Origin of the sequence: Brevundimonas sp. AJA228-03 (assembly GCF_017795885.1) — a bacterium.
GTDB lineage: Bacteria > Pseudomonadota > Alphaproteobacteria > Caulobacterales > Caulobacteraceae > Brevundimonas.
In genome coordinates this window covers 185,462-209,424 of sequence record NZ_CP059297.1, presented here as the reverse complement: position 1 = coordinate 209,424, position 23,963 = coordinate 185,462, and the positions used below count along the sequence as shown (strand labels likewise).

Below are 23,963 nucleotides of genomic sequence, written 5' to 3'. Positions count from 1 at the left end.
CCGATGCGGGCGAGACGGCCACGCCGCAATCCGGCCAGACCCTATGGGGTGGACGCTTTTCCGCCAAGCCCGCCGACATCATGCAGGCGATCAACGTCTCGATCGGCGTGGACAGGCGCCTTTGGGCACAGGACCTGGCAGGATCGCGGGCGCATTGCCGCATGCTGATCGCCCGGGGGATCGTCACGGCCGGCGATGGCGCAGCCATCCTGTCCGGTCTCGACACCATCCAGGCCGAGATCGAGGCCGGAACCTTCCCCTTCCGCGACGAATACGAGGACATCCATCTGAACGTGGAGGCCCGGCTGTCCGAGCTGATCGGCGAGCCGTCGGGGCGGCTGCATACGGCTCGCAGCCGGAACGACCAGGTGGCGCTGGATTTCCGCCTGTGGGTCCGCGATGCCTGTGACCGCACCATTGCGCAGCTGATCGCGCTGCAGCAGGCCCTGCTGGCCCGGGCCGAACAGCACGCCGGCGACCTGATGCCCGGCTTCACCCATCTGCAGACCGCCCAGCCGGTGACCCTGGGTCATCACCTGATGGCCTATGTCGAGATGTTCGGACGCGACGCAGGCCGGTTCGCCGACGCCCGCGCCCGGATGAATGAGAGCCCGCTGGGGGCCGCGGCCCTGGCCGGCTCGCCCTTCCCCATCGACCGCCACGCGACGGCGCAGGCCCTGGGATTCGACCGGCCGATGGGCAATTCGCTCGACGCCGTGTCCGACCGGGATTTCGCGCTGGAGACGCTGGCGGCCGCCTCGATCACGGCGGGCCACCTGTCGCGGTTCGCCGAGGAGATCGTGGTCTGGATGACGCCGATGTTCGGCTTTGCGTCCCTGCCCGACGACCTGACGACCGGCTCCTCGATCATGCCGCAGAAGCGCAACCCCGACGCCGCCGAACTGGTGCGGGCCAAGACCGGCCGCATCCTGGGATCGTTCGTCGCCCTGTCGACCGTGATGAAGGGCCTGCCGCTGGCCTATTCCAAGGACATGCAGGAGGACAAGCCGCCGGTGTTCGAGGCTATGGACGCGCTGGACCTGGCCCTGACGGCCATGACGGCGATGGTGACGGCGTTCCGGCCGAACACCGTCCGGATGGCCGAGTCAGCGGGCTGGGGCTTTTCGACCGCCACCGACCTGGCCGACTGGCTGGTGCGCGAGGCCGACCTGCCGTTCCGCCAGGCGCACCATGTGACGGGCGCGGCAGTGAAGCGGGCGGAGGCTCTGGGCGTGGGTCTGGCGCAACTGCCGCTGAAAGAACTGCAGGCCCTGCATCCCGCCATCACCGAAGAGGTTTACAAGGTGCTGACCCCTGAGGCTTCCTGCGCCAGCCGCCAGAGTTTCGGGGGCACCGCGCCGGAACAGGTCCGCGCGCGCATCGTCGAATGGAAGGCGCGTCTCGCATGAAAAAGCTGATCCTCGCGGGCACGCTGGCCCTCACCGCCCTCGCTGCCGCCGGATGTGGTCGAATCGCGGACCTGGAAACGCCCGCCCCGCGCGAGACCGAACGCGCCCAGCGCGACGCCCGCGCGCCTGACCTCCCGGATCCCGCGACCGTCAACCGCCCGTCCAGCCAGGTGCCGATCGACGGCGGCCCGTCGAACCCGTTCGGCTCGCCCGCCGCCGCGCGCGATCCGCGATAGGCCGGCCGGCGCCTTGGATCATTTCCAGCTGCGGGACGGCACCCTTCACGCCGAAGACGTGCCGCTCGACGCCCTCGCGGTCGAGGTCGGGACACCGGCCTATGTCTATTCGACCGCGACCCTGAGCCGGCACTATGGCGTGCTGAGGGACGCCGTCGCCGCCCATCCGGCCGCGTTCGGCGACGCCCTGATCGCCTTTGCGGTCAAGGCCAACGCCAATCTGTCGGTGCTGGCGACCCTGGCCCGGCTGGGATCGGGGGCGGACACGGTGTCGGAGGGCGAGATCCGCCGCGCCCTGAGGGCGGGCATTCCGGCCGGAAAGATCATCTTCTCCGGCGTCGGCAAGACCGATGCCGAGCTGGCCTGGGCGCTGGACGTCGGGGTGCGCCAGATCAATGTCGAGAGCCCGGCCGAGCTGGATCGCCTGATCGCGGTGGCGGCCGAGAAGGGGCGCGTTCCCGACATCGCCATCCGGGTGAACCCCAAGATCGGCGCGGGCGGCCATGCCAAGATCACCACGGGCGGCGAGGGCGACAAGTTCGGCATCCCGGCCGACGAGGCCATGGCCCTGTATGCCCGCGCGGCCGCCAGCCCGCATGTGACTCCCGTCGGTCTGGCCTGCCATATCGGCAGCCAGATCATCGACCTGTCTCCGCTGGAGGCCGCCTTTCGCCTGCTGCGCGAGATGACATTGACCCTGCGCGGACAGGGCCTGTCGGTCACCCGGCTGGACCTCGGCGGCGGTCTGGGCGTGCCCTATTCCGGTGGGGCCGAGACGGCGTCGGTCGCCGACTATGCGGCCATGGCGGCGGGCGTGCTGGACGGGCTGGCGGTCGAGGCCGCGTTCGAGCCGGGCCGCCTGCTGGCCGCCAACGCGGGCGTGCTGCTGGCCCGGGTGATCCAGATCACGGAGCGGGCGGACGGCCGGCGGTTTCTGGTGCTGGACGCCGCCATGAACGACCTGGTCCGGCCGGCCATGTATGACGCCTTCCATGAGGTGAAGCCGGTCACGCCGCGCGACGGCGACCGGATCGCCTATGACATCGTCGGCCCCGTCTGCGAGACCGGCGACACCTTCGCCCGCGCCCGCGACCTGCCCCCGCTCCAGGCCGGAGACCTGGTCGTCTTCACCGGGGCCGGGGCTTACGGCGCAGTCATGGCGAGCGAATACAACAGCCGCCCTCTGGTGCCGGAGGTGCTGGTGGACGGGGAGCGCCGGGCGGTGGTGCGCGGGCGGCCGACGTATGAGGAGATGCTGGCGCGGGAAGCCGTGGCGGGGTGGCTCAGCTAGCTGACTGCCGTTTCTTCAAGACCTCGACGCATCGGCCGTCCCTGACCACGAACTCAAAGTTCTGACCAAGTCCTGGGGTGACGTATCCGACAGCGCAACTGACCGTCTGCCGGTTGGTGAACGACACGCGGATTTCTCCGGTGCCTTCGCATGAGGTGCGACGTCTCCCTCTGAAGCCGTCGCGGGTCTGAGAGAGTGGAAACTCTGAGCCGCAAAGTCCCAATACAGCGCCGGTCGCAGAGCTGTCGGCCACCTGAACCTCGAAGCTGTCGGACGAGGTGCTGCAGGCCGCCAGACCCAAAGCGGTCAATAGTGCGATCGACTTCATCGTCGGCTCCTAACTTAAAAACCGCGTCACCGCCGCCAGGAACCGCCCCGGCTGGTCGATCATGACCATGTGCTCGGCCCCCTCGATCCGCTCGAAGCGTGCGGGGCGGGGCAGGTTGCGGTACCCGGCCTGGAACAGGCCGTCCAGATGCGCCCGGGGCGACCGGTCGTCGGGGCTCCAGCCGTAGACGACGGTGACGGGGGCCATGATGTCGGGCAGGCGGTTCCTCAGGTCGGTGGTCATGACCTCGTACAACCCTTGCGCCAGGACCTGGCGGTCGCCGCCCTGCCAGCCGACGGCGGAAAAGACACTGTCCGACGCTCCGCCCAGCTGGTCGCCCAGCGCCGTGCCCTGGGTGCGCAGGGCCTCGTCGCCGAGGAACAGCAGGGCCTGATAGGCGATCCGCGCGATCGGCTCGACGTCGCCGACCGTGGCTCCGGGGCTGATCAGGGAGGGGAAGAAGGGCGTGGCGTCCACCACCATGACCCGGCCGATGGCCCCGCCCCGCTGGTCCCGCCCGGCATCGGCGGCGGCCCGCAGCGCCACCAGACCGCCCATGGAGTGGCCGATGATGGCCGGGCGATCGAGCCGCGCCCCGGCGATATAGCGGCGCAGCTCGGCCGCGACCGGCCCGACCAGTGTCCCATGGGTGTTGGCTCCGGACGGCACGTCACCGAAGCCCCGGATCGAGACGATGTGGACCCGGTGGGTGTCGTCCAGCCGGTCGGCCGTGCGCCGCCACACCGCGCCGGTCGAGGCCAGACCGGGGATCAGGATGACGTCCGGGCCGCTGCCACGGACCGAAACCACGATCCGGTCGGAGGTGAACGGCCGGGATGGCACCTGGGCCTGGGCCACGGCCAGACCGGGCAGGGTCAGCAGGGCGAGGATCAGCAGGAGGAAGCGGCGCATCCCGACCCCATGGACGGCCATCGCGGCATTTGGTTGGCACCCTTGAAATCCGCGTCTCACAGGCGTGAAATACCGGCAACAACCTCGGGGGAGGACGCGATGAGGACACGTTATCGGCTCAACATCATGACCGCGATGGGCGGCGTTCTGGCCATGGCGGGCCCCGCCCTGGCCCAGGAGGCCCCGGCTCCACAGGAGATGTCGGTTCAGACGCCGCCGCCCGCGCCCGTCGGTCCGGACTGGTGGGTGCTTTCGCGGTCCGACCAGCGCGGCTATCTGATCGACGTGAACAGCGTCGTCCGGACCGGAGACGAACTGACCGTCAGGATCGCGCGGGTCCCGCGCCAGGGTGATCCGTCCGACTACAGCCACACCGAGGATGTGTTCGGCATCCGGTGCGCCGCGCGCGAGGCGCATGTCGATACGTCGATGGACGTGTTCGAGGACGGCGCGCCGACCGAACCCTATGCCACGGGCGAACCGTGGGAGTCCGTTCGGCCGGGCTCGCTGGACGAAGGTGCCCTGGTGATCGCCTGCGAGGACCGTCGCCCGCCCGGTCCGTCCTACCCCGACATCAAGGCCTGGATCGACGCCGGTCGACCCTGAGGCCTGGCGCAAGACGGCCCCGGACTCGCATCCGGGGCCGTCTTCGTCTCAGGCGTGGAGCGGGATCAGGCGGCGGCCTTCACCCCGGTGAAGTTGCCGTAGAAGGTCTCGCCCCTGGCGGCCATGTCGCGCAGCAGCTGCGGTACGTGGAACCGGTCACCGTAACGGTCAGCGTATTCGTCCGCCTGGGCCACAAAGGCCTTCAGCCCGATCTGGTCGATCATGGTGATGGGGCCGCCGGTCCAGGGCGCAAAGCCCCAGGCCAGGATGGCGCCGACGTCGGCCTCGCGCGGGTCGTCGATGACGCCCTCTTCCCAGCATTTGGCGACCTCGACGGCCTGGCGGTAAAGCAGGCGGCGCTTCTGGTCCTCGATCAGCTCGGGTGTGGAGTCGTTGATGGTGACCGTGGCCAGATCCGACAGGCCGGACCAGAGTGTCTTGGGCTTGGTGTCATAGTCGTAGAAGCCCTTGCCGTTCTTGCGGCCATAGCGACCCAGGTCCTCGACCATCTTGCGGACGATCTCGTGGCCCTCGATCGGCACATAGGCGTCGCCGAGGTCCAGCGCCGTCTGTTTGGCGATCTTGACCGACAGGTCCAGCGCGACGTCGTCGTGCATTTCCAGCGGGCCGCGCGGCATGCCGGTCATCCGGCCCAGGTTGTCGATCAGGGCGGGGGCGTAACCCTCCTCCAGCATCGCCAGCCCCTCGGCCACATAGGTGCCGAAGCAGCGCGAGGTGTAGAAGCCGCGGCCGTCGTTGACGACGATCGGCGTCTTCTTGATCTTGATGATATAGTCCAGAGCCTTGGCGATCGCGGCCGGGCCGGTCTTTTCGCCCAGGATGATCTCGACCAGCATCATCTTGTCGACGGGCGAGAAGAAGTGAATGCCGATGAAGTCCTCGGGCCGCACGCTGGCCTCGGCCAGACCGGTGATCGGCAGGGTCGAGGTGTTGGAGCCGAACACGGCACCGGGGGCCAGCTGGGCCTCGGCCCGCTTCGTCACATCGGCCTTGATCTCGCGGTTCTCGAACACCGCCTCGATGACCAGGTCCGAGCCCTTGATCTGGTCGTAGTCCGTGGTGGCGACGACGGAGGCCAGCAGGGCGTCAAACTTCTCTTGCGTAATCTGTCCCTTGGACAGGCGCTTCTTCAGCAGCTCCTCGACATGGGCCTTGCCCTTGTCGGCGCTCTCCTGATCGCGGTCGATCAGGATGGTCTGGATTCCGGCGAGCGCCTGCACATAGGCGATGCCCGCGCCCATCATGCCGGCCCCGATGACGGTGACCTTCTTCGGGTCGGAGGCGGGGATACCGGCGGGACGCACGGCCCCCTTGTCCAGCTCCTGCTTGGACAGGAACAGCGACCGGATCATGCCCTGGGCCTGGGGCGTCATCAGGGTCTTGATGAAATAGCGGGTCTCGATCCGCAGGGCCGCATCCATCGGCACCTGAATCCCTTCATAGACGGCCTTCATCAGGTTCACCACGGCCGGATAGTTGCCGTAGGACTGCTTCCTCAGCATCGCATTGCCGACGAGGAAGTTCTGGATGCCGGCCGGGTGATAGGGGCCGCCGCCGGGCTGTTTGAACGACTTGTCATCCCACGGCTGGACGGCCTTGCCGCCGCCCCTGATCCAGGCCTTGGCCGCCTCGACCTCGGTGCCGGCGGGCACGACCTCATGCACCACGCCCGCACCCCTGGCGTCGTTCGGACGCCAGGACGAACCCGAGCTCATCGCCGTCATCGCCGCCTGGACGCCGATCAGGCGCGTCAGCCGCTGGGTGGCGCCGCCACCGGGGAACAGGCCGACCTTGATCTCGGGCAGGCCCAGCTGGATCTTCGGACTGTCGCCGACCACGCGGTAGTGGCAGGCCAGGGTGACTTCCAGACCGCCGCCCAGCGCCAGGCCGTTGATCGCGGCCGCCACCGGCTTGCCGCAGATCTCCAGCGCCCGCAGCGAGCCGTTCATCTTCCAGCCCGCATCGAAGGCGGCCTGAAGGTCGCCCGAGCCGGACAGCATGCCCGACGCCATGTCGCCCAGGTCCGCCCCGGCGCAGAAGCCGGACGCCTTGCCCGAGGTGATGACCGCGCCCTTGATGGCGTCGTCGGTCCTGATGCGCTCGACCAGGGTCGGCAGCTCATCCATGACCTTGCCGGTCAGGGTGTTCATCGACCGTCCCGGGACGTCGAAGGTGATCAGGGCGATGCCGTCGGCGTCGACGTCGATCTTGAAGTTTTCCATCGTAGTTCCTCCCGAAATCCTCCCCCGTTGGGGAAGGGGGACCGCGAAGCGGTGGAGGGGGCCCACCGCAGACGCTGGCGTATGGGGCCAGCCCCCTCAGTCAGCTTCGCTGACAGCTCCCCCGACGGGGGAGCATTGCGAAAATCAAACGCGCTCGATCACCGTGGCGGTGCCCATGCCGCCGCCGATGCACAGGGTGATCAGGGCGGTTTCCTTGCCGGAGCGTTCCAGCTCATCGAGGGCGATGCCCGTGATCATGGCCCCGGTCGCGCCCAGGGGGTGGCCCATGGAGATGCCGCCGCCGTTCACGTTCATCTTGTCGTGCGGGATATCCAGTGCCTGCATATAGCGCAGGACGACGGCGGCGAAGGCCTCGTTCAGCTCCCACACGTCGATGTCGGCGACGGTCATGCCCAGCTTGCCGAGCAGTTTCTTCGTCACGAACTCCGGACCGGTCAGCATGATCGAGGGCTCCGATCCGATCGAGGCGGCGCCCTTGATGCGGGCGCGCGGCTTCAGGCCCAGGGCCTTGCCGGCTTCCAGGCTGCCGATCAGCACGCCGGCCGAACCGTCGACGATGCCGGAGGAGTTGCCCGGCGTGTGGACATGGTTGACGCGCTCGACCTCGGGATAGCGCTGGTTGATGACGGCGTCGAAGGCCATCTCGCCCATCATGGCGAAGGAGGGGTTCAGCCCGCCCAGCGACTGCATGTCGGTGTTCGGGCGGATGGTCTCGTCGCGGTCCAGCTGGACCAGACCCAGCTGGTTCTTCACCGGCACGACCGACTTCGAGAAGTTTCCGGCGGCCCAGGCGGCGGCGGCGCGCTTGTGGCTTTCCATCGAATAGGCGTCGACGTCGTCGCGGCTGAAGCCGTATTTCGAGGCGATCATGTCGGCGGAGACGCCCTGGGGCACGAAATAGGTCGGGAAGGCGCTGGACGGATCGACCGGCCAGGCCCCGCCGTCCGAGCCCATCGGCACCCGGCTCATGGCCTCGACGCCGCCGCCGACGGCGAAGTCGGCCTCGCCGGACTTCACCTTGGCGGCGGCCATGTTCACGGCTTCGAGGCCCGAGGCGCAGAAACGGTTGATCTGGACGCCGGCCACCGTCTGGGCCCAGCCCGCCGACAGGACCGCCGTGCGGGCGATGTCCGCGCCCTGTTCGCCCACCGGCGAGACGCAGCCCAGGATGACGTCGTCGACCTTCGACGTGTCCAGGCCGTTGCGATCACGCAGGGCTTCCAGCACCTGGGTCGCCAGGCTCAGGCCGGTGATCTCGTGCAGAGACCCGTCCTTCTTGCCCTTGCCGCGCGGGGTCCGCACGGCGTCGTAGATATAGGCCTCGGTCATGGGGTCAGTCTCCAATGAGGACGGATTCGAGCGCGGTGCGTCTAAAGCCTACGTTTACGTCAACGTCAAGTAATGAGGGCAGGCGTCTCGATCTCGCGAACGTGTGGTCGGCGACGGTTATGCCCGGCTGGGGCCATTGAATACGACGCGGCTGACCTCGAAGTCTACGAGTAGCAGCCGTCAGGCTGCGCGTGGTGCAGCGGGGACGGCGGTCAATCTCAGCCCGACCGAGCGGGCTGCACGGTAGAGTCGACCGGCAAGATCGAGTGAGGAATCGGCTGGCAGCGACTTGGCGCGTTCGACCTCACCGACTGCCCGCTCCGTTAAGGCAAGGCTATCGGCCTCAAGCATCTCCGACAGATAGCCAGCGATGTCCTCGTCGTCGCGAAGGAAATCGACGACGTCGAATGCGTGTGTTTCCAGCGGCATCAGATATCCAGTCGTGCAGCCAAGGCCTTCGCCATGATAATGTCACGGGCCTGATCACTCTTGTCGCCACCCAGAAGGATGATGATCAGCGTGTCGCCGCGACGGGTGAAGTATATCCGATAACCGGGTCCAGAGTGAATCCGAAGTTCCGCAACCGTGTCGCCGACGCTCTTCCAGTCCCCGAGGTGACCGTCCTCTTCGATTGAGGCAATCCGCGCCAGGACCTTCTTGCGGGCAATACGATCGCGCAACCCGCTCAGCCAGGCTGCCGCTTCCGGCGTAAACCTGACGGAGAGTTTCATCGAAGATCGGGCGGCGTCGCTTCCCCGGTCAGCAGGCGGATCGCTTCCTCGATGGTGACCACCGTCTGCGCCTGCGACCCCAGTCGGCGGATGGCGACCTCGCCCTTCTCGGCCTCGTTCCGGCCCACGACGGCGATGACCGGCACCTTGCCGACGGAATGTTCGCGCACCTTGTAGCCGACCTTCTCGTTGCGCAGATCGGTCTCGACGCGAAGGCCCGCCGCCTTGAACTTCGCAGCGACCTCATGGGCATAGTCGTCGGCGTCCGAGGTGATGGTCGCCACCACCGCCTGCACCGGCGCGAGCCACAGCGGGAAGGCCCCGGCGTAGTTCTCGATCATGATGCCGATGAAGCGCTCGAAACTGCCCAGAATTGCCCGGTGCAGCATCACGGGTCGATGCTTCTGACCGTCCTCGCCGACGTATTCCGCGTTCAGCCGTTCGGGCAGGACATAGTCGAGCTGCAGGGTGCCGCAGGTCCATTCGCGGCCGATGGCGTCCTTGACCACGAAATCCAGCTTGGGCGCATAGAAGGCCCCGTCGCCCTCGGCGATCACGGGATCGACCCCGGCCAGGCGCGCGGCCTCGCCCAGCATGCCCTCGGCCTTGTCCCAGAATTCATCGGACCCGGCGCGGACTTCGGGGCGGGTGGCCAGGTTGATGTAGGCGGTCTGCATGCCGAGGTCGGCGTGGACGATCCGGGTCAGCTCGATGAACCGGCGCGTTTCCTCGACGATCTGGTCCTCGCGGCAGAAGATGTGGGCGTCGTCCTGGGTGAAGCCGCGCACCCGCATCAGGCCGTGCAGGGCCCCCGACGGCTCATAGCGGTGACAGGCCCCGAACTCGGCCATCCGCAGCGGCAGTTCGCGGTAGGACCGCTGGCCGATGCCGAAGATCTGGACGTGGCCCGGACAGTTCATCGGCTTCAGGCTGAGGGTCTCGCCCTCCACCGTCTCGCAGACGAACATATTGGGCCGGTATTTTTCCCAGTGGCCCGAGGCCTCCCAGAATTTGCGGTCCAGCACCTGGGGCGTCTTGACCTCGACATAGCCGGCGGCATCCAGACGGCGGCGCATATAGGCCTCGATGACCTGCCACAGCACCCAGCCCTTGGGGTGCCAGAAGACCATGCCCCGGCCCTCTTCCTGCATGTGGAAGAGCTCCATCTGCCGGCCGAGCTTCCTGTGATCCCGCTTTTCCGCCTCCTCGATGCGCAGCAGATAGGCGTCGAGGTCCTCCTTGGTGGCCCAGGCGGTGCCATAGATGCGCTGCAGCTGCTCGCGGTTCGAGTCGCCCCGCCAGTAGGCCCCGGCCAGCTTGGTCAGCTTGAAGGCCTTGCCCACCGACCGGGTCGAGGGGAAGTGCGGGCCCCGGCACAGGTCGATCCAGTCGCCCTGCCTGTACAGGGTGATGGTCTGGTCGCCCGGCAGGTCGCGGATCAGCTCGGCCTTGAACCTTTCGCCCCGGGCCTCGAAGAAGGTGATCGCCTCGTTGCGGTCCCAGACCTCGCGCTCGAACTTCGCGTCGCGGTCGACGATCTTCGACATCTCCTTTTCGATGGCGGCGAAGTCGTCGGTCGAGAAGGGCGTCTCGCGGTGGAAATCGTAATAGAATCCGTCCTCGATCGCCGGGCCGATCGTGACCTGGGTGCCGGGGAACAGCGTCTGCACCGCCTCGGCCAGCACGTGGGCCGTGTCGTGGCGGATGGTGTAGAGCGCGTCGGGGTCGTCGCGCATGATCAGGCGGAACGATCCGCCCGTCTCCAGAACCCGGTTCAGGTCGCGCTGCTCGCCGTTCAGCTCGGCCAGGACGGCCTTCTTGGCCAGCGAAGGCGAGATGGCATGGGCCACGTCGCGCGCGGTCGATCCGGCCGGATACTCACGCGTCGCGCCGTCGGGAAAGGTCAGCTGGATCATCGGTCTTCAGTCTCACGGGGCGGAACCGGGTCATATCCCGAACCGCCGAAGGGGTGGCATTTACAGAGCCGACGCAGGGTCAGCCACCCCCCCTTGCGCAGACCGTGCCGGATCAGGGCGTCCCGGCCATAGTCCGAACAGGTGGGCAGGAACCGGCACGACTGGCCAAAGAAGGGGCTGAGCGTCAGCTTGTAGCCGCGATGGGCCGCGCGCACGCCGCGTTCGTAGAGGGTTGTCTGCGTCATCCGGTCAGGCCGCGCCTGCCAGCCCGGCGCGGGCCACGAGCGCCTGGTTCACCGCTTCGAGCGTCGCCTCGAGCGCGACCATCGTGGAGGCGTGGCGGGCGGGATAGTCGGCCACCTCTTTGAGGACGCGCAGCCCGCCGAACCGGCCTTCGGGCCCCTCGCCGCCGGATTTCAGCATGGACAGCATGGCGTCCCGGGCAGATTGCAGGTCGTCGGTCGTGGCCCCCAGGACGACCTCACCGACCACGCCCGCCGCCGCCTGGCCCAGGGCGCAGGCCTTCACGTCCTGGGCGAACTCTGCGACCCGGCCGTCGGCGTCGAGAACGACATCGACCGTCGCCCTCGACCCGCAAAGCCTGGCCACCCGCTCGCCTGTGCCTTCAGGCGCGGCAAGCCTTCCGGCGTGCGGCAGGTTCGCCGCCAGCGTCAGGATGCGCGCGCTGTAGAGATCGTCGATCATGGGTCCAAGATAGGCGGCGGGCGGGTCCGGGAGAAGTCACCCTTTCAGCCCGGCGTCAGAAACCGTGCATTTGTCACAGAGGGGATTGCCGGTTAGCGTTGATCCTTCCCCGTCGCTTCTGTCTTCAAATCGCCAAGGAATATCCATGCGTCTGTCCCTGATCGCCGCCGTTTCCGCCCTCGCCCTGACGGCGATTGCGCCTAGCGCGCTTGCCGCGCCGATGGCCGTGGCCCAGGCCGCCGTATACTCCGACGCGCAGCTTCAGGCCTTCAGCACCGCCATGACCGCCGTCCGCGCCGCCGCACCGACCGACGGCAGCGCCCCCAATGCCGAACAGCAGGCCGCCATGGCCGCGGCCGTGTCGTCGTCCGGCATGGACATCACCGCCTTCAACGCCCTGGCCACCGCCGTGTCGACCGACGAGGTGCTGCAGGCGCGTCTGGCCGTCCTGGCCACCCCTGAATCGCCTGCCGGCTCCGTCGCAGCCTCCGTGTCGGACGCCGAGGTGGCGCGGTTCGGTGCCGCCATGGTCGAGGTTCGCGCGGCTGCCCCGACCGACGGCTCCGCTCCCACGCCCGAGCAGCAGGCGGCGATGGCCTCGGCGGTTTCGGCCTCGGGTCTGGCCCTGGATCGCTTCAACGCCATCGCCCAGGCGGTCTCGTCCGACGAGCGTCTGCGGGCTCGCCTGGAGCTGGCGGCCGTTCAGGCCGACTGACGCCTACTGGGTCTGCAACGAGGACCAGGTCCGGGCCGGAGCCGGCGAGGCGTCGTCCGTCGTCCGGCCCGGCTGGGGTCGGCTCTGGTTCTGCAGCCATCGCAGGTTGCGATCGGCGGCTTCCGGAGGAAGCTCGCGCCGGATGATCTGCTCGGCCTCGCCGGTCTTGCCCTGCAGACCCAGCACCATGGCCAGGTTCAGCCGCATCTTCTGGGTGGCGGCCGGTTGGGCCACGGCGCGGCGCAACAGCGGCTCCGCCCCCGGCGCGTCGCCGTTCGTGGCCAGGGCCATGGCGGCGTTGGTCAGGACTTCCGGATTGTCGGGCGACAGGGTCAGCGCGGCTTTCCAGGCCTCCTGCGCGTCGGCCGTGCGGTTGACCTGCTGATAGGCCACCCCCAGCAGCGACAGCGGCCGCCAGTCGTCCGGTGCCTCGGTCCGGGCCTGTTCCAGGGGCGCGATACCGTAGAAGGCCTGGCCTCGCGCGATCCGGGCCCGGCCGATCTCCAGCATCGCCTCCAGGTTCCGGGGCTGGGTGACGAGGACCTGCTCGCCGATCGCGGCCGCCTGGTCGAACTGGCCCAGCTGACGCAGCGCCTCGGCCAGACGCACGCCGGCCACCGGATCGGCCGGATTGACCTCCATCTCGCGCGACCAGAAGACCGAACGGGCCAGCGGATCGAGACGGCCATAGGCGGCGCGCTCTTCGGCCGAGGCGGGCTGAGGCGGGGCGGCGGCCGTCGTGGCACCGGATGACTGCGCGGCAGCCATGGTGGCGATCGATCCCCCGCTGACACAGGTCAGGATGAGGAGGGCGGCTGACGCCAGGGTCCGGCTGCGTGACATGGGGCGATCCTGTCGGACATCGAGGCCCTCAGAATCGCGCTTTCGTCTCAAGCATTGGTTAACGTTCGCCCCCGGTCGAGGCGCCCGGGAAGCGTCGGTTCAGGTCAGGCCAAGGCCTGCCTGCACAGCTCGAGCGCAACAAGGGCGACGGTCACGCGCAAGATCATCCGGTTGTTGCGATGCAGGAACGTCAGGACTTCGCCAAAGATCATTTTCCATACCCCTCGGAGGAAAGACGCCGCCGCGCCGATCCCACCGCAAGCGGATGAAAAAATTGCTGGCGTGGACAGGGAGCAGGATGACGGGCCAGGCCAGAAAGAAAGGACGGCATGCGGCATGGCCGGGGCCTGACTTTTCGGGCTCGCGCTCTGGTGCTGCGAGATGCATCCGCTAGCATCGCTGCATGTCCAGCATTTCCCTTGATCCCCTTGTGTCGCTGCAGGCATCCGAGGCCGCCGGCGCGACGCCTGTTCGCTTCGTCGGTCCGTCCGGGACGATCGCCCCGGAAGCGCGCGCCTGGGCAGAGCGACTGGGCTTCAAGGGCAAGCCGGGACAGGTCGTCGTCGTGCCCGGTGCCGATGGCGCGGTCGATCATGTGATCGTCGGCGCGGGCAAGGCCTTCGATCCCATGGGCGCCCGCGCCCTGTCGGCCAGGCTGCCGGCGGGTCTGTATCGGCTGGAGGGCGAGCCGGAGGACCAGAAGGTCGCGGCCCTGGCCTTCCTGCTCGGCCGCTACCGGTTCGATCGGTACAGGTCGCGCAATGACGAGGAACCGGTCCGGCTGGTCGCGCCCGATGGGTTCGATGCGATGGAGGCGGGCCGGATCGCCGCCGCCTGCGCCCTGGCGCGCGAGATGGTCGATACCCCTGCGGCCGACATGGGTCCGCTGCAGATGGAGACCATCGCCCGCGAGATCGCAGAGGCGCACGGGGCCTCGATCTCGGTCGTGACCGGCGATGCCCTGCTGGAGGAAAACTACCCCGCCATTCACGCGGTGGGCCGGGCCGCTGCGCCGCATCGCGCGCCCCGCATCATCGAGATCGGCTGGAATCTGGACCATACGGACCGCCCGCTGATCGCCTTGGTGGGCAAGGGGGTCGCCTTCGATTCGGGCGGGCTGGACATCAAGTCCGCCGCCGGGATGCGCAACATGAAGAAGGACATGGGCGGGGCGGCCCACGTCCTGGCCCTGGCCCGGCTGATCATGCAGGCGGAGCTGGAGGTGCGGCTGGTCGTGCTGGTCGCGGCGGTCGAAAACGCCATTTCCGCTGACGCCTTCCGGCCGGGCGACGTGCTGAACAGCCGCAAGGGTCTGACCATCGAGATCGGCAATACGGATGCGGAGGGGCGTGTGATCCTGGCCGACGCCCTGACGCGGGCCGGCGAGCATGAGCCGGACCTGACGCTGGATTTCGCCACCCTGACCGGGGCTGCGCGCGTGGCCCTGGGGCCGGAACTGCCGCCGCTCTTTACCGATGAAGAGGCCCTGGCCGCCGACCTGCTCGCGGCCGCCAGCGCTGTGCGCGACCCCCTCTGGCGGATGCCGCTGTGGGCGGGTTACCGCGCTGCCATCGAGTCCGACATCGCCGATGTGCGGAATGACTCGGCCGGCTGGGCCCAGGGCGGCTCGATTACCGCCGCCCTGTTCCTGCAGAAATTCGCCCCGACCACGGGTGCCTGGGCCCATCTGGACGTCTTCGCCTGGAACAACCGCAACCGCCCCGGCCACCCCGAGGGCGGCGAGGCGCAGGGGCTGCGCGCGGCCTATGCGATGCTGAAGGCGCGATACGCCGGGTGAACCGACCCCGCCGGGCCGTCGTCGTCGGCGTTCTGTCGCGTCGGCCGGGAGGACGAACTGACCCGACGTGCCCGGGCCGCGCATCGGCGTATGATCGTTGATACCTGACGGGGTAAGGCGGTCGCCTGCGCCCGGATCGCGCGCAGACCGTTGGTCGCCAGGATGGCGGCCGTGATCAACAGGGCGTCCACGAAGACCCCGACGTCGAACATGGCGAACCACATCAGCGTATCCGGCAGCAGGAAGCCGAACAGCCGCATCCCCTCCGCCTCGAACAGCAGCACGAGCATGAGTCCGAGGATTGCCAGCATGCCGCAAAAGACGGCCTTGCCTCGCCCGACACGATTCAACCGTCGCGCCGGCATCTCGATAAGCCAGCGATTCAGCCCGCGACCGATCTCCGTCTCCGGGAACACCAGCATCATCCCGATGACCATCGCCATCAATCCAGGAACCAGCAGCATTCGCCCTCCGCGATCACACCGGATTGAGTTGGCGTGGCCGGACGGTGATTCAAGATGCTCAAGCCGTGTCACGCCATTAACGGGACTTTCGCCTTCGTCCGGCAGAAGGGTGGACCAATGTCAGGGCCTTCGCGTTTGACCGACCCCGTTTTTCCCTTCGATCCGGCGACGACGCTGGCCCGGTCCGATCTGGCTGCGCTGGCGCTGGAAGGCCGCGTCCGGGCCGAGGCCTATCGCGCGACCGAGCCGATGCGCTGCATTCAGGCCGTCGCCGATATCCAGGCCGAGGCCTCATCCGCATCCGGGCGGATCGACCAGCTGCTGTTCGGCGAGATGTTCGATGCCCTGGAGCGCCGGGGCGGACGTGTCTGGGGTCAGGCGCGCAGGGACGGGACCGTCGGCTGGATGGATGCCGGGGCCCTCGACCCGGCCCGTGCCCTTCCGACCCACCGGATCGCCGCCATCGATGCCGACCTGCCGCTGAATGCCCTGGTGCGGAGCGGCGACGGTTCACAAGAAGGCGCGGTTACGATCGGTGCGTTCGATACGGACCCGGTCGCGGTCGCAGAACGGCTCCTCGGCGTGCCCCACAGCCCGGGGGCCCGTACGTCGATGTCGACCGACTGTTCGGGGCTGGTACAACAGGCCCTGCTCGCCTGCGGCCTGGCGGGACCCCGCCGTGCGCACGAACAGGCCGGGCTTGGCCGTGGCGTATCGCGGAGCGAGGCCCGGCGCGGCGATATCGTCGTATGGCTGGACCCGCAGCCGGGACAGAGCTGGACCGGGCACTCCGCCTTCATGCTGGACGGTGCCCGGGTGCTGCACGCGACCGGTCACCATGGCGCGGTGGTGATCGAGGCTTTCGATGACGCCGATGCCCGCTGTCTCGGCGATGGCTTCCAGCCTGCCGTCTTCCGTCGCCTGAACCCCTGATACGCAAACAGGCGGCCCGGGGGCCGCCTGTCGGGATCGTCATGCCGTCCGTGCGTCAGGCGGCCGGTGCGGCCTCTGCAGCGGGCGCGGTTCCATCAGCGGCCGGAGCCGCCGCTGCGTCCGCCGGAGCGCCGCCGTCGACGGGCGCGGCGCCCTCCGCCGGTGCCGCACCCGGCTGACGGGTCGGGTCGGGGGCCGGAATGGCATAGCCGGGCGACCCCTGGCTGCGCATATAGGCGATCAGGTTCACGCGGGCGGCGGTATCACGCAGGCCGGCGAAGGACATCTTGGTGCCAGGCACATATTTGGCCGGTGCCGTGATGAAGTGATCGAGAGCATCCAGCGACCAGGTCGCGTCCACTGAAATGTGGCCCTTCATCGCGTCGGAATAGGCGAAGCCCGCATGGCTGGCGACGGGCCGGCCCACGACCCCCCACAGGTTCGGACCCGTGCCGTTCGCACCGCCCTGAGCCACGTTGTGACAGCCCTGGCAGCGCGCGAAAGCAGCCTCTCCGGCAGCCAGGTCTGCGGTCGGCAGCAGGGTGCCCCAATCGGGTGGCAACTCGACGTCCTCGGCTGCACCGGTCTCGGTCTCTTCCGGCGCATTGACGGCATAGCCGGGCTTCTCGGGGGCCTTGGTCGTGTAGACCGCCTGCGAGACCTGCTGGACCATCAGGATGGCGAGCGCCGTCCCCAGGCCCGCACCGAAAATCTTGTTCAACTTCAGATCGCCGCTCATCGCGTCGTCGCATCCCGTCTTCTAGAGGCCCTGTGCCATGCAGCAAACCGGGCGAATTTCTTGCGTGGGGGTCTCTGACACGCTAGCGCCGCCTTCGCAACCGGCCCGGCCCCTGTTCGCGGGTGTCGGTGCGTCGCAGGCAGGAAACGTATCGATGACGCCTCTGATCCTCATTCCGACCCGGATGGCCGCCACGCGTCTGCCGGGCAAGCCCCTCAAGGATATCGGCGGCAAGGCGATGATCGTGCGGGCGTGGGAGAAGGCGATGGAGTCCGGCCTGCCCGTCGCCGTGGCCGCGGGCGACCCGGAGATCGTCGCCGCGATCGCGGCCGTCGGCGGTCGCGCGGTCCTGACCGATCCTGAACTGCCCAGCGGTTCGGACCGGGTGCTGGCGGCGCTGGAGGCGCTGGATCCGGACGGCGAATATGACGCGATCATCAACCTGCAGGGCGACATGCCCTTCGCCGATCCGGGGATCGCCATGGCCTGCGCGGCCCTGCTGCACGGCGAGCCGTCGTGTGACATCGCGACCCTGGTTGCCGCCGAAAGCGATCCGTCGGACCGGACCAATGTCGATGTGGTCAAGGCAGTGCTGGCCATTGAAGAGGGTCACCGCCACGGCCGTGCGCTCTATTTCACCCGCTCCACCCTGTACGGCGATGCGCCCGTCTGGCGCCACATCGGCGTCTATGGCTATCGCCGCGAGGCGCTGAAGCGGTTCTGCGCCGCCCCGCCCTCGCCGCTGGAGACACGCGAGAAGCTGGAACAGCTCCGGGCGCTGGAGATGGGGCTGTCGATCTGGGCCACCGTGATCGGGGAGGCACCGATCTCGGTCGACAATCCGGCGGATCTGGAGGCGGCGAGGCGGTTGGTTATCGGGGATCAGGGATTGGGGATTAGGGATTAGGGATTAGGGATTGGGGATGGCGTCGTCGCACAGGGATCTCGTGGTCTGGCAGAAGGGCGTAGATCTCGCGTGCGATATCTACCGGCTGACCCGCCTTATGCCGAGGGAGGAGGCCTACAGGATTTCAGGTCAGATTATCCGGGCATCGAGTTCCATCCCGGCCAATCTTGCAGAGGGAAACGGTCGGGCCACGCGACGAGACTATGCTCATTTCGTCAGCATCGCGCGAGGGTCGGCGGCCGAGTTGGAAACATTCCTGATCATCATCGGAAGGCTTGAGCTCGCGCCGAAAGAGCAGGTGAGCGAACTGTTGGTGAGAACGGAAGAGATCGGCCGAATGCTCACCGCACTTCGATCAAGGCTGGCCACCACCACCAAGGCACCACCCGATACCTAATCCCTAATCCCTAATCCCTGTTCCCCCTCCACCCAGTGCTCCAGAAGCGTCCGGGCAATCGCGAACCTGGGTGGCGCCTTCACCTCGTGCGCGCCCGCCAGAACCGCCCGCGCCTCATCCCGCGTGAACCACCGCACCTCTTCCAGCTCGGTCTGGTCCGGCGTGGCGTCGTCGTGGCTGACGTCCGCGATCAGGCCGATCATCAGCTGCGACGGAAACGGCCACGGCTGGCTGGAGTGATAGCGGACGGCGGTGACCGTCAGGCCCGCCTCCTCCCTGATCTCGCGCGCGCAGGCCTCCTCGATCGTCTCGCCGGGTTCGAGGAAGCCCGCCAGGGCCGACATCCGCCCCGTGGGCCAGGCCGCCTGGCGACCCAGCAGGCAGCGATCACCGAACACCGGCAGCATGATGGTGACCGGATCGACGCGGGGGAAATGCTCGGCGGTGCAGGCCGGGCAGATGCGCTTCCAGCCCCCGCAGGCCGTCCGTGTCTCATGCCCGCAGTTGGCGCAGAAACCATGCCTCCGCCGCCAGTCGAACAGCGACTTGGCCCCGCCCGCGATGGCGGCGTCCGTTCCCGACAGAACCGCCGCCGCCTCGCGCATCCCGGAGAAGCGGCCCAGGCCCTGGACCGGCCCCGTCGCCGGATCGGCCGCGCCGCCGAACTCGATCGCGAAACACGGCGATCCCTTCCACAGGCCCAGGAACAGCTCGCGATCCCCGTCGCGGATCATGTCGCGGGCATGGCTCAGGGCCAGCCAGGTCAGGCGCGGACCGTCGGCATGATCCTCCAGCAGCGGCTGTCCGTCCCAGAAGACGCAGGCCAGGGCCTCGGGGCTCGCCGCCTGTTCGGACAGCCAGTCGGAACTGTTCCTCTGGTCGCCGGCGCGATCCAGCGGATTGCCGGCGAAGGTGTTCAGGACGGGGAGGACCATGACTCTTCCTAGCCGGGATCGTCCAGCCTTGGGAGAGGCGGGTTGATCTCTGTGCGATGAGTCGCGATATAGAACCCGGAGATCGCGGGCGAAGGCTTCGCCAACCTGGTCAGGGCCGGAAGGCAGCAGCCACAACGAATTCCCCTTCGGGTCGCGGTCTCCACCTTCCCACGCTTTTCAGTGGGCTACCGCTCGACGCGCGGCGTCTCGCTGCTTGAGCGCGGCTTAGTGCGCTACCGCTCGACTCTTGGCATCTCGCTGCTTGAGCGCGGGTTGTTGTGCCAACGCCCGGCTTGCGTTCGGGCCGGTCGCTTGCGACATCGAAGCCATGAACTTCAAGGTCGAAAAACGCGTCGGCGTCCGCGCCACGTCCGAGCGCATCTGGGACGTCATCGCCGATTTCCCGGGCTGGAACGCCTGGAACCCGGTCGAGACGGATGTATCCGGCACCCTGGCCTTTGGCGGCTCCATAGCCCTGAGCGAGGCCGTCCCCGGATTGCCGCCCCGCCAGTATACGGGGCGCATTGGCGACTGGCAGCCCAACGGCCGGCTGGTCTGGATGGAGCGGCGCGGCCTCCTGTTCAACGTGCTGCGCTACTACGAGATCGAGCAACTGGAGCCCGGCAGTTGCATCCTGTCCAACGGCTTCATCTTCTCCGGCTTCCGGGGTGAGGGCTTTTACGAGAAGCATCGCAGGACCTTGCGCGCCGCCTGCGAGACGATCAGCGAGGGCCTGAGGGTCACGGCCGAGTCCTGAAGCATGATCGTTTGAGACGGACCCGCTGCGTCGGTCCGTCAAGGGCGTGAATCAGGCTGTCGCCTGTGTCTGGCCTCGCGATCAGATGGCGGTTAATCGATAGCCTCTGCGGTCGCGGAGGCGGCCTCGCCGCCGGCCTTCATCGTGTCCTGAATGTTGATGATCGCAGGCCCCAGGATCACGACGAACAGCACCGGCAGGAAGAAGATGATCATCGGCACGGTCAGCTGGGCGGGCAGGGCGGCTGCCTTCTTCTCCGCCGCCGACATCCGCAGGTCCCGGTTTTCCTTGGCCATGGTGCGCAGGGCCATACCCAGCGGAGTGCCGTATTGCTCGGCCTGGATCATGGCGGTGGAGACTGATCGCACGCCCGGGTGGTTGGTCCGTTTGGCCAGCCCCTCATAGGCCATGCGCCGTTCGGGCAGAAAGCTCAGCTCGGCCGAAAGCAGGGCCAGTTCCTCTGCCAGGTCGACCGATGTGGTGCCGATTTCCTGGCTGACTTTCATGATGGCGGCCTCGATCGACATTCCGGACTCGACGCAGATCAGCAGCAGGTCGAGCGCATCGGGAAAGGCCTGCATGATCGACTGCTGGCGCTTGGCGATGCGGTTCTTCAGGAAGATGTTGGGGGCGTAGAAGCCGGCCACTGCCGCGAACATGACGATGCCCAGCCGGACAGTAACCGTCAGGCCGAAATCGTTCATCACGAAGACATAGAGAATGGCCGCGAACATGAAGACGAACGGGGTGGCCAGGCGGAAGAAGTAGAAGGTCGTCAGGGGCCGCGGTCCGCGAAGTCCGGCCTGGATCATCTGCTCGGCGACCTTGGGGTCTTCCAGCAGCTTGGCCAGTTTGAGCTGGTCGACGACCCGCTTCTTGAAGCCGTCGTCGGTGTGCCGCAGGGTGCTCTGGCCGCTGACGATGGCCTGGCGCGAGCGCCGCTTCAGCTCGTCCCGCCGCGCCGAGACCGCCTGCATCCGTTTGTCCAGATCGACGCCGCCGCCCTGCGAGCCGAGCAGGGTCAGAATGGTGGCGAATACCAGCACGCCGACGATGATGCTGATCAGCGTCCGGGGATCTACGAACGCGCGAATGAACTCTTCCATGTCGCCCTCCCCCTAGATCTTGAACGAGATCATTTTCTTCATCATCAGTATGCCCATCCCCATCCACAGGGATGCACCCAGCAGCATCACCTGGCCGCGGGGATCGGTGAACATCAGCGCCATGTAGGAGGGCGTCGTCAGACCGACGAGGGTCATGACCACCGGGGGCATGGAACCGATGATGCCGGCCGATGCGGTCGCCTCGGACGACATGGCCTTGATCTTTTCGCCCATCATCCGGCGCGCGCGCAATACGGTGGACAGATTGGAAAGCGCCTCGCCCAGGTTGCCGCCGGTCTTCTGCTGGATGGCGATGACGATCGAGAAGAATCGCAGCTCCGGTGTGGGAATGCGCTCGTACATCTTGTCCAGCGCCTGACCCAGGGTCAGGCCGACCGCCAAACCCTCGACCAGGGTCTTGAACTCCGGCCCCACGGGCGACGGGCTCTCGCGCGAGATGATCCTGAAGCAGTCCTGAACAGGCAGGCCTGACTGGATGCCGCGCACGATGATGTCCACGGCGTTGGCGAATTCCATGGAGAACTTCTTCAGTCGGCGCTTGCCGATGAAGCCAACGACCCAACGCGGAAGACCCAGGCCCGCGACAACGGCGATGCCGAGGGCGACAAGGACGTTCAGGCCGAGGGCCAGGGGGACCAGGAAGGCCACGACGCCCAGACAGCCGCCGATGATCCAGAAGGTCCGGATGCTCATGGTCATGCCGGCGTGCTTCAGCTTCGCCTTCATCGTCATGCGCGCCTTGCGCTCCTTGCGCTCGGCCTCCTTGAGCTGAAGCTCGATGCCCTTGCGTCGGGCTTCCGGCGTATTGGCCTCCGCCTTCGCTGCCTTGTCGCGGGCGATGCGGTTGCCGACGGAGGTGAATCCCTCGGCGCGCTTCACGGCCTTTGCACTGGAATCGTCTCCGCCGACAAAGACCCACCCCAGTCCGCCGATGGTGACGAAGGCGAGAAACGCCGCGAGGATCGCAAGCATCATCCCTACTCCGCCGCGTCCAGGGCCTCGGCCAGCTCGCGCTCCAGCCCATAGTAGCGGGCGCGGTCCCAGAAGCGGGGGCGGGCTATGCCGGTCGAGCGATGACGACCGACGACCTTGCCGTTCTCGTCCTCGCCGGTGATGTCGTAGACGAACAGGTCCTGGGTCACGATCACGTCGCCTTCCAGACCCACCACCTCGGTGATGTGGGTGATCCGGCGCGACCCGTCGCGCAGACGGGAGGCCTGGATGATCACATCGACCGAGCCGACGATCATCTCGCGGATTGTCCGGGAGGGCAGGCCGTAACCCCCCATGGTGATCATCGATTCCATCCGGCTGATGGCTTCGCGCGGGCTGTTGGCGTGCAGGGTCCCCATCGAGCCGTCATGGCCGGTGTTCATGGCCTGAAGCAGATCGAAGGCTTCCGGTCCACGGACTTCGCCGACGATGATCCGTTCCGGGCGCATCCGCAGGCAGTTCTTCACCAGGTCACGCATGGTGATCGTGCCCTGGCCCTCCAGGTTGGGCGGCCGGGTTTCCAGGCGGACGACATGCGGCTGCTGCAGCTGCAGTTCGGCCGCATCCTCGCAGGTGATGACGCGCTCGGTCGGGTCGATGAAGGCGGTCAGGGTGTTCAGCAGGGTCGTCTTGCCAGAGCCGGTGCCCCCAGAGATGACGATGTTGCAGCGGCAGGCGCCGATGACGCCGAGGACGCGGGCCCCTTCCGGGCTGATGGAGGCGTACTCCACCAGGTTCTTCATCGTCAGCTTGTCTTTCTTGAACTTCCGGATCGTCAGGGTCGCGCCGTCGATGGCCAGGGGCGGGGCGATGACGTTGACGCGGCTGCCGTCGGGCAGGCGGGCGTCGCAGATCGGGGAGCTTTCGTCCACGCGGCGGCCGACCTGGCTGACGATCCGCTGGCAGATGTTCATCAGCTGGGTGTTGTCGCGGAAGCGGACGTTGGTCAGCTCGACCTTGCCGTTCACCTCGATGAAGACCCGGCCCGCGCCGTTGACCATGATGTCGGCGATGTCGTCGCGGCCCAGCAGGGGCTCAAGCGGGCCGTAGCCGAGGACGTCGTTGAGGATGTCCTGAACCAGGTGCTCCTGCTCGGCCACCGACATGGAGACGTTCTTGATCGCCACCAGTTCGGCCACGATGTCGCGGATCTCTTCCGACGCCGCCTTGGTGTCCAGCTGCGCCAGCTGGGCCAGGTCGATGGTGTTCATCAGCGCATTGAAGATCGTCGTCTTCGTAGCGTGATAGTAGTCGCTCTGTTCACGGACGATCTCTGTGACCGCCTGGGCCTTCTTGAGCTGCTCGAGGCCGGGGGTGGCCTTGGGGCCGGGTCCGGAGTTCTGTGGCGGCGCAGAGGCGGCCTTGGGGCGCTGGGCCAGCGCATCCAGCCGGTCTGCGGCGGGCGAGCTCGGGGCATCGACCGGCCGCCCGCTGCTGTGAGCAAAGCCGCCGGCGGGGGCTGCGCTCTCGGCGGGATAGGCGAAAGCCTGTGTCTGATGCCCCTGGGTGGGCTGCGGCGGTGTGCCGGCGTCAAAGGACGGCGCAGGCGCAGGCGCGGGTACGGTGGCCGGTGCCGGGCGCGGGGCCGCCTCCGCGCTGCCGGGTTGTCCTGTGCGCTTGCCGAACAC

The 23,963-nt window shown here is 67.7% G+C and carries 26 protein-coding genes and 1 other RNA gene; 11 read left to right on the top strand and 16 right to left on the bottom strand.

The genetic code is table 11. The features are described from left to right. Window positions 1–80: 80 nt before the first annotated feature. The 3 genes from argH to lysA are packed head-to-tail and all read left to right on the top strand — an operon-like array spanning window position 81 to window position 2,936. Window positions 81–1,409, top strand: coding sequence for an argininosuccinate lyase (argH, locus tag HZ989_RS01105; protein ID WP_245162496.1), 1,329 nt, complete (start codon window positions 81–83; stop codon window positions 1,407–1,409). After that, window positions 1,406–1,645, top strand: a complete 240-nt coding sequence (locus tag HZ989_RS01100; RefSeq protein ID WP_209321816.1) for a hypothetical protein — start codon at window positions 1,406–1,408, stop codon at window positions 1,643–1,645. Before argH ends, HZ989_RS01100 begins: the two co-directional genes overlap by 4 nt. 13 nt (window positions 1,646–1,658) lie before the next feature. Further along, entirely contained in the window at window positions 1,659–2,936 is a 1,278-nt protein-coding gene (lysA, locus tag HZ989_RS01095; protein WP_209321815.1) for a diaminopimelate decarboxylase, read from the top strand. Here the strand turns inward: lysA and HZ989_RS01090 are convergent. After that, window positions 2,929–3,264, bottom strand: coding sequence for a hypothetical protein (locus HZ989_RS01090; protein WP_209321814.1), 336 nt, complete (start codon window positions 3,262–3,264; stop codon window positions 2,929–2,931). The genes lysA and HZ989_RS01090 overlap by 8 nt on opposite strands. A gap of 9 nt (window positions 3,265–3,273) precedes the next feature. Next, on the bottom strand, window positions 3,274–4,176 hold the full coding sequence (locus HZ989_RS01085; protein ID WP_209321813.1) for an alpha/beta fold hydrolase: 903 nt from the start codon (window positions 4,174–4,176) through the stop codon (window positions 3,274–3,276). Window positions 4,177–4,275: 99 nt separating this feature from the next. On the opposite strand from HZ989_RS01085, the gene HZ989_RS01080 reads away from it, so the two are divergent. Continuing rightward, window positions 4,276–4,782, top strand: a complete 507-nt coding sequence (locus HZ989_RS01080; RefSeq protein ID WP_209321812.1) for a hypothetical protein — start codon at window positions 4,276–4,278, stop codon at window positions 4,780–4,782. Between the two features lie 65 nt (window positions 4,783–4,847). On the opposite strand, the gene HZ989_RS01075 is transcribed toward HZ989_RS01080, so the two are convergent. From HZ989_RS01075 to HZ989_RS01045, 7 genes are all read right to left on the bottom strand, one after another. Next, window positions 4,848–7,025, bottom strand: a complete 2,178-nt coding sequence (locus HZ989_RS01075; protein ID WP_209321811.1) for a 3-hydroxyacyl-CoA dehydrogenase NAD-binding domain-containing protein — start codon at window positions 7,023–7,025, stop codon at window positions 4,848–4,850. A gap of 144 nt (window positions 7,026–7,169) precedes the next feature. Continuing rightward, window positions 7,170–8,375, bottom strand: coding sequence for an acetyl-CoA C-acetyltransferase (locus HZ989_RS01070; RefSeq protein ID WP_209321810.1), 1,206 nt, complete (start codon window positions 8,373–8,375; stop codon window positions 7,170–7,172). Between the two features lie 180 nt (window positions 8,376–8,555). Further along, window positions 8,556–8,804: a hypothetical protein gene (locus HZ989_RS01065; protein WP_209321809.1), complete on the bottom strand. Its 249-nt coding sequence runs from the start codon at window positions 8,802–8,804 to the stop codon at window positions 8,556–8,558. Continuing rightward, window positions 8,804–9,106 (bottom strand): type II toxin-antitoxin system RelE/ParE family toxin, encoded by a 303-nt coding sequence (locus HZ989_RS01060; protein WP_209321808.1) that lies wholly within the window; start codon window positions 9,104–9,106, stop codon window positions 8,804–8,806. Before HZ989_RS01060 ends, HZ989_RS01065 begins: the two co-directional genes overlap by 1 nt. Next, complete coding sequence (thrS, locus tag HZ989_RS01055; RefSeq protein ID WP_209321807.1) at window positions 9,103–11,022, bottom strand: threonine--tRNA ligase; 1,920 nt, start codon at window positions 11,020–11,022, stop codon at window positions 9,103–9,105. Before thrS ends, HZ989_RS01060 begins: the two co-directional genes overlap by 4 nt. Next, window positions 11,019–11,267: a membrane protein insertion efficiency factor YidD gene (yidD, locus tag HZ989_RS01050; protein ID WP_209321806.1), complete on the bottom strand. Its 249-nt coding sequence runs from the start codon at window positions 11,265–11,267 to the stop codon at window positions 11,019–11,021. The genes thrS and yidD overlap by 4 nt, the downstream gene beginning before the upstream one ends. Before the next feature lie 4 nt (window positions 11,268–11,271). Continuing rightward, window positions 11,272–11,727 carry an iron-sulfur cluster assembly scaffold protein gene (locus HZ989_RS01045; protein ID WP_209321805.1) on the bottom strand — a complete coding sequence of 152 codons (456 nt, stop codon included), beginning with the start codon at window positions 11,725–11,727 and terminating at the stop codon, window positions 11,272–11,274. 145 nt (window positions 11,728–11,872) lie between these two features. On the opposite strand from HZ989_RS01045, the gene HZ989_RS01040 reads away from it, so the two are divergent. Then, complete coding sequence (locus HZ989_RS01040; protein ID WP_209321804.1) at window positions 11,873–12,442, top strand: DUF4168 domain-containing protein; 570 nt, start codon at window positions 11,873–11,875, stop codon at window positions 12,440–12,442. A 3-nt stretch (window positions 12,443–12,445) separates the two neighbouring features. On the opposite strand, the gene HZ989_RS01035 is transcribed toward HZ989_RS01040, so the two are convergent. Then, on the bottom strand, window positions 12,446–13,285 hold the full coding sequence (locus tag HZ989_RS01035; protein WP_209321803.1) for a tetratricopeptide repeat protein: 840 nt from the start codon (window positions 13,283–13,285) through the stop codon (window positions 12,446–12,448). Between the two features lie 403 nt (window positions 13,286–13,688). On the opposite strand from HZ989_RS01035, the gene HZ989_RS01030 reads away from it, so the two are divergent. Continuing rightward, on the top strand, window positions 13,689–15,083 hold the full coding sequence (locus HZ989_RS01030) for a M17 family metallopeptidase (protein WP_209321802.1): 1,395 nt from the start codon (window positions 13,689–13,691) through the stop codon (window positions 15,081–15,083). Here the strand turns inward: HZ989_RS01030 and HZ989_RS01025 are convergent. Further along, complete coding sequence (locus HZ989_RS01025) at window positions 15,050–15,547, bottom strand: hypothetical protein (RefSeq protein WP_209321801.1); 498 nt, start codon at window positions 15,545–15,547, stop codon at window positions 15,050–15,052. The two genes, HZ989_RS01030 and HZ989_RS01025, sit on opposite strands and share 34 nt — an antisense overlap. A 135-nt stretch (window positions 15,548–15,682) precedes the next feature. Here HZ989_RS01025 and HZ989_RS01020 point away from each other — a divergent pair, with 135 nt between their 5' ends. Then, a complete protein-coding gene (locus HZ989_RS01020) occupies window positions 15,683–16,480 on the top strand; it encodes an NlpC/P60 family protein (protein ID WP_209321800.1) in 798 nt (265 codons plus the stop codon). Between the two features lie 55 nt (window positions 16,481–16,535). Here HZ989_RS01020 and HZ989_RS01015 read toward each other — a convergent pair whose 3' ends face one another. Further along, entirely contained in the window at window positions 16,536–17,201 is a 666-nt protein-coding gene (locus HZ989_RS01015) for a cytochrome c family protein (protein WP_371812964.1), read from the bottom strand. 172 nt (window positions 17,202–17,373) lie between these two features. Between HZ989_RS01015 and HZ989_RS01010 the strand changes: the two genes are divergently transcribed. Continuing rightward, a complete protein-coding gene (locus HZ989_RS01010) occupies window positions 17,374–18,126 on the top strand; it encodes a 3-deoxy-manno-octulosonate cytidylyltransferase (protein WP_209321798.1) in 753 nt (250 codons plus the stop codon). 16 nt (window positions 18,127–18,142) lie between these two features. Next, window positions 18,143–18,523, top strand: coding sequence for a four helix bundle protein (locus HZ989_RS01005; RefSeq protein ID WP_209321797.1), 381 nt, complete (start codon window positions 18,143–18,145; stop codon window positions 18,521–18,523). On the opposite strand, the gene nudC is transcribed toward HZ989_RS01005, so the two are convergent. Continuing rightward, window positions 18,520–19,458 carry an NAD(+) diphosphatase gene (gene nudC / locus HZ989_RS01000; RefSeq protein ID WP_209321796.1) on the bottom strand — a complete coding sequence of 313 codons (939 nt, stop codon included), beginning with the start codon at window positions 19,456–19,458 and terminating at the stop codon, window positions 18,520–18,522. The genes HZ989_RS01005 and nudC overlap by 4 nt on opposite strands. Window positions 19,459–19,532: 74 nt before the next feature. Between nudC and ffs the strand changes: the two genes are divergently transcribed. Continuing rightward, an RNA gene (gene ffs / locus HZ989_RS00995) (signal recognition particle sRNA small type) lies at window positions 19,533–19,626 on the top strand. Window positions 19,627–19,786: 160 nt separating this feature from the next. Continuing rightward, on the top strand, window positions 19,787–20,215 hold the full coding sequence (locus HZ989_RS00990; RefSeq protein WP_209321795.1) for an SRPBCC domain-containing protein: 429 nt from the start codon (window positions 19,787–19,789) through the stop codon (window positions 20,213–20,215). A 92-nt stretch (window positions 20,216–20,307) separates the two neighbouring features. Here HZ989_RS00990 and HZ989_RS00985 read toward each other — a convergent pair whose 3' ends face one another. From HZ989_RS00985 to HZ989_RS00975, 3 genes are read right to left on the bottom strand one after another with little or no spacing between them, the layout of a single operon-like run. Continuing rightward, complete coding sequence (locus HZ989_RS00985; RefSeq protein ID WP_209321794.1) at window positions 20,308–21,321, bottom strand: type II secretion system F family protein; 1,014 nt, start codon at window positions 21,319–21,321, stop codon at window positions 20,308–20,310. Between the two features lie 12 nt (window positions 21,322–21,333). Next, complete coding sequence (locus HZ989_RS00980) at window positions 21,334–22,314, bottom strand: type II secretion system F family protein (protein WP_209323006.1); 981 nt, start codon at window positions 22,312–22,314, stop codon at window positions 21,334–21,336. A gap of 5 nt (window positions 22,315–22,319) precedes the next feature. Then, window positions 22,320–23,963, bottom strand: a complete 1,644-nt coding sequence (locus tag HZ989_RS00975) for a CpaF family protein (RefSeq protein ID WP_209321793.1) — start codon at window positions 23,961–23,963, stop codon at window positions 22,320–22,322.

Bases quoted from the DNA above. Each gene is read 5' to 3' on its own strand.
- argH (WP_245162496.1), top strand. From the start codon at position 81: ATGCAGGCGATCAACGTCTCGATCGGCGTGGACAGGCGCCTTTGGGCA.
- HZ989_RS01100 (WP_209321816.1), top strand. From the start codon at position 1,406: ATGAAAAAGCTGATCCTCGCGGGCACGCTGGCCCTCACCGCCCTCGCT.
- HZ989_RS01090 (WP_209321814.1), bottom strand. From the start codon at position 3,264: ATGAAGTCGATCGCACTATTGACCGCTTTGGGTCTGGCGGCCTGCAGC.
- HZ989_RS01085 (WP_209321813.1), bottom strand. From the start codon at position 4,176: ATGCGCCGCTTCCTCCTGCTGATCCTCGCCCTGCTGACCCTGCCCGGT.
- HZ989_RS01080 (WP_209321812.1), top strand. From the start codon at position 4,276: ATGAGGACACGTTATCGGCTCAACATCATGACCGCGATGGGCGGCGTT.
- HZ989_RS01075 (WP_209321811.1), bottom strand. From the start codon at position 7,025: ATGGAAAACTTCAAGATCGACGTCGACGCCGACGGCATCGCCCTGATC.
- HZ989_RS01070 (WP_209321810.1), bottom strand. From the start codon at position 8,375: ATGACCGAGGCCTATATCTACGACGCCGTGCGGACCCCGCGCGGCAAG.
- HZ989_RS01065 (WP_209321809.1), bottom strand. From the start codon at position 8,804: ATGCCGCTGGAAACACACGCATTCGACGTCGTCGATTTCCTTCGCGAC.
- HZ989_RS01060 (WP_209321808.1), bottom strand. From the start codon at position 9,106: ATGAAACTCTCCGTCAGGTTTACGCCGGAAGCGGCAGCCTGGCTGAGC.
- thrS (WP_209321807.1), bottom strand. From the start codon at position 11,022: ATGATCCAGCTGACCTTTCCCGACGGCGCGACGCGTGAGTATCCGGCC.
- yidD (WP_209321806.1), bottom strand. From the start codon at position 11,267: ATGACGCAGACAACCCTCTACGAACGCGGCGTGCGCGCGGCCCATCGC.
- HZ989_RS01045 (WP_209321805.1), bottom strand. From the start codon at position 11,727: ATGATCGACGATCTCTACAGCGCGCGCATCCTGACGCTGGCGGCGAAC.
- HZ989_RS01040 (WP_209321804.1), top strand. From the start codon at position 11,873: ATGCGTCTGTCCCTGATCGCCGCCGTTTCCGCCCTCGCCCTGACGGCG.
- HZ989_RS01035 (WP_209321803.1), bottom strand. From the start codon at position 13,285: ATGTCACGCAGCCGGACCCTGGCGTCAGCCGCCCTCCTCATCCTGACC.
- HZ989_RS01030 (WP_209321802.1), top strand. From the start codon at position 13,689: ATGTCCAGCATTTCCCTTGATCCCCTTGTGTCGCTGCAGGCATCCGAG.
- HZ989_RS01025 (WP_209321801.1), bottom strand. From the start codon at position 15,547: ATGCTGCTGGTTCCTGGATTGATGGCGATGGTCATCGGGATGATGCTG.
- HZ989_RS01010 (WP_209321798.1), top strand. From the start codon at position 17,374: ATGACGCCTCTGATCCTCATTCCGACCCGGATGGCCGCCACGCGTCTG.
- HZ989_RS01005 (WP_209321797.1), top strand. From the start codon at position 18,143: ATGGCGTCGTCGCACAGGGATCTCGTGGTCTGGCAGAAGGGCGTAGAT.
- nudC (WP_209321796.1), bottom strand. From the start codon at position 19,458: ATGGTCCTCCCCGTCCTGAACACCTTCGCCGGCAATCCGCTGGATCGC.
- HZ989_RS00990 (WP_209321795.1), top strand. From the start codon at position 19,787: ATGAACTTCAAGGTCGAAAAACGCGTCGGCGTCCGCGCCACGTCCGAG.
- HZ989_RS00985 (WP_209321794.1), bottom strand. From the start codon at position 21,321: ATGGAAGAGTTCATTCGCGCGTTCGTAGATCCCCGGACGCTGATCAGC.
- HZ989_RS00980 (WP_209323006.1), bottom strand. From the start codon at position 22,314: ATGCTTGCGATCCTCGCGGCGTTTCTCGCCTTCGTCACCATCGGCGGA.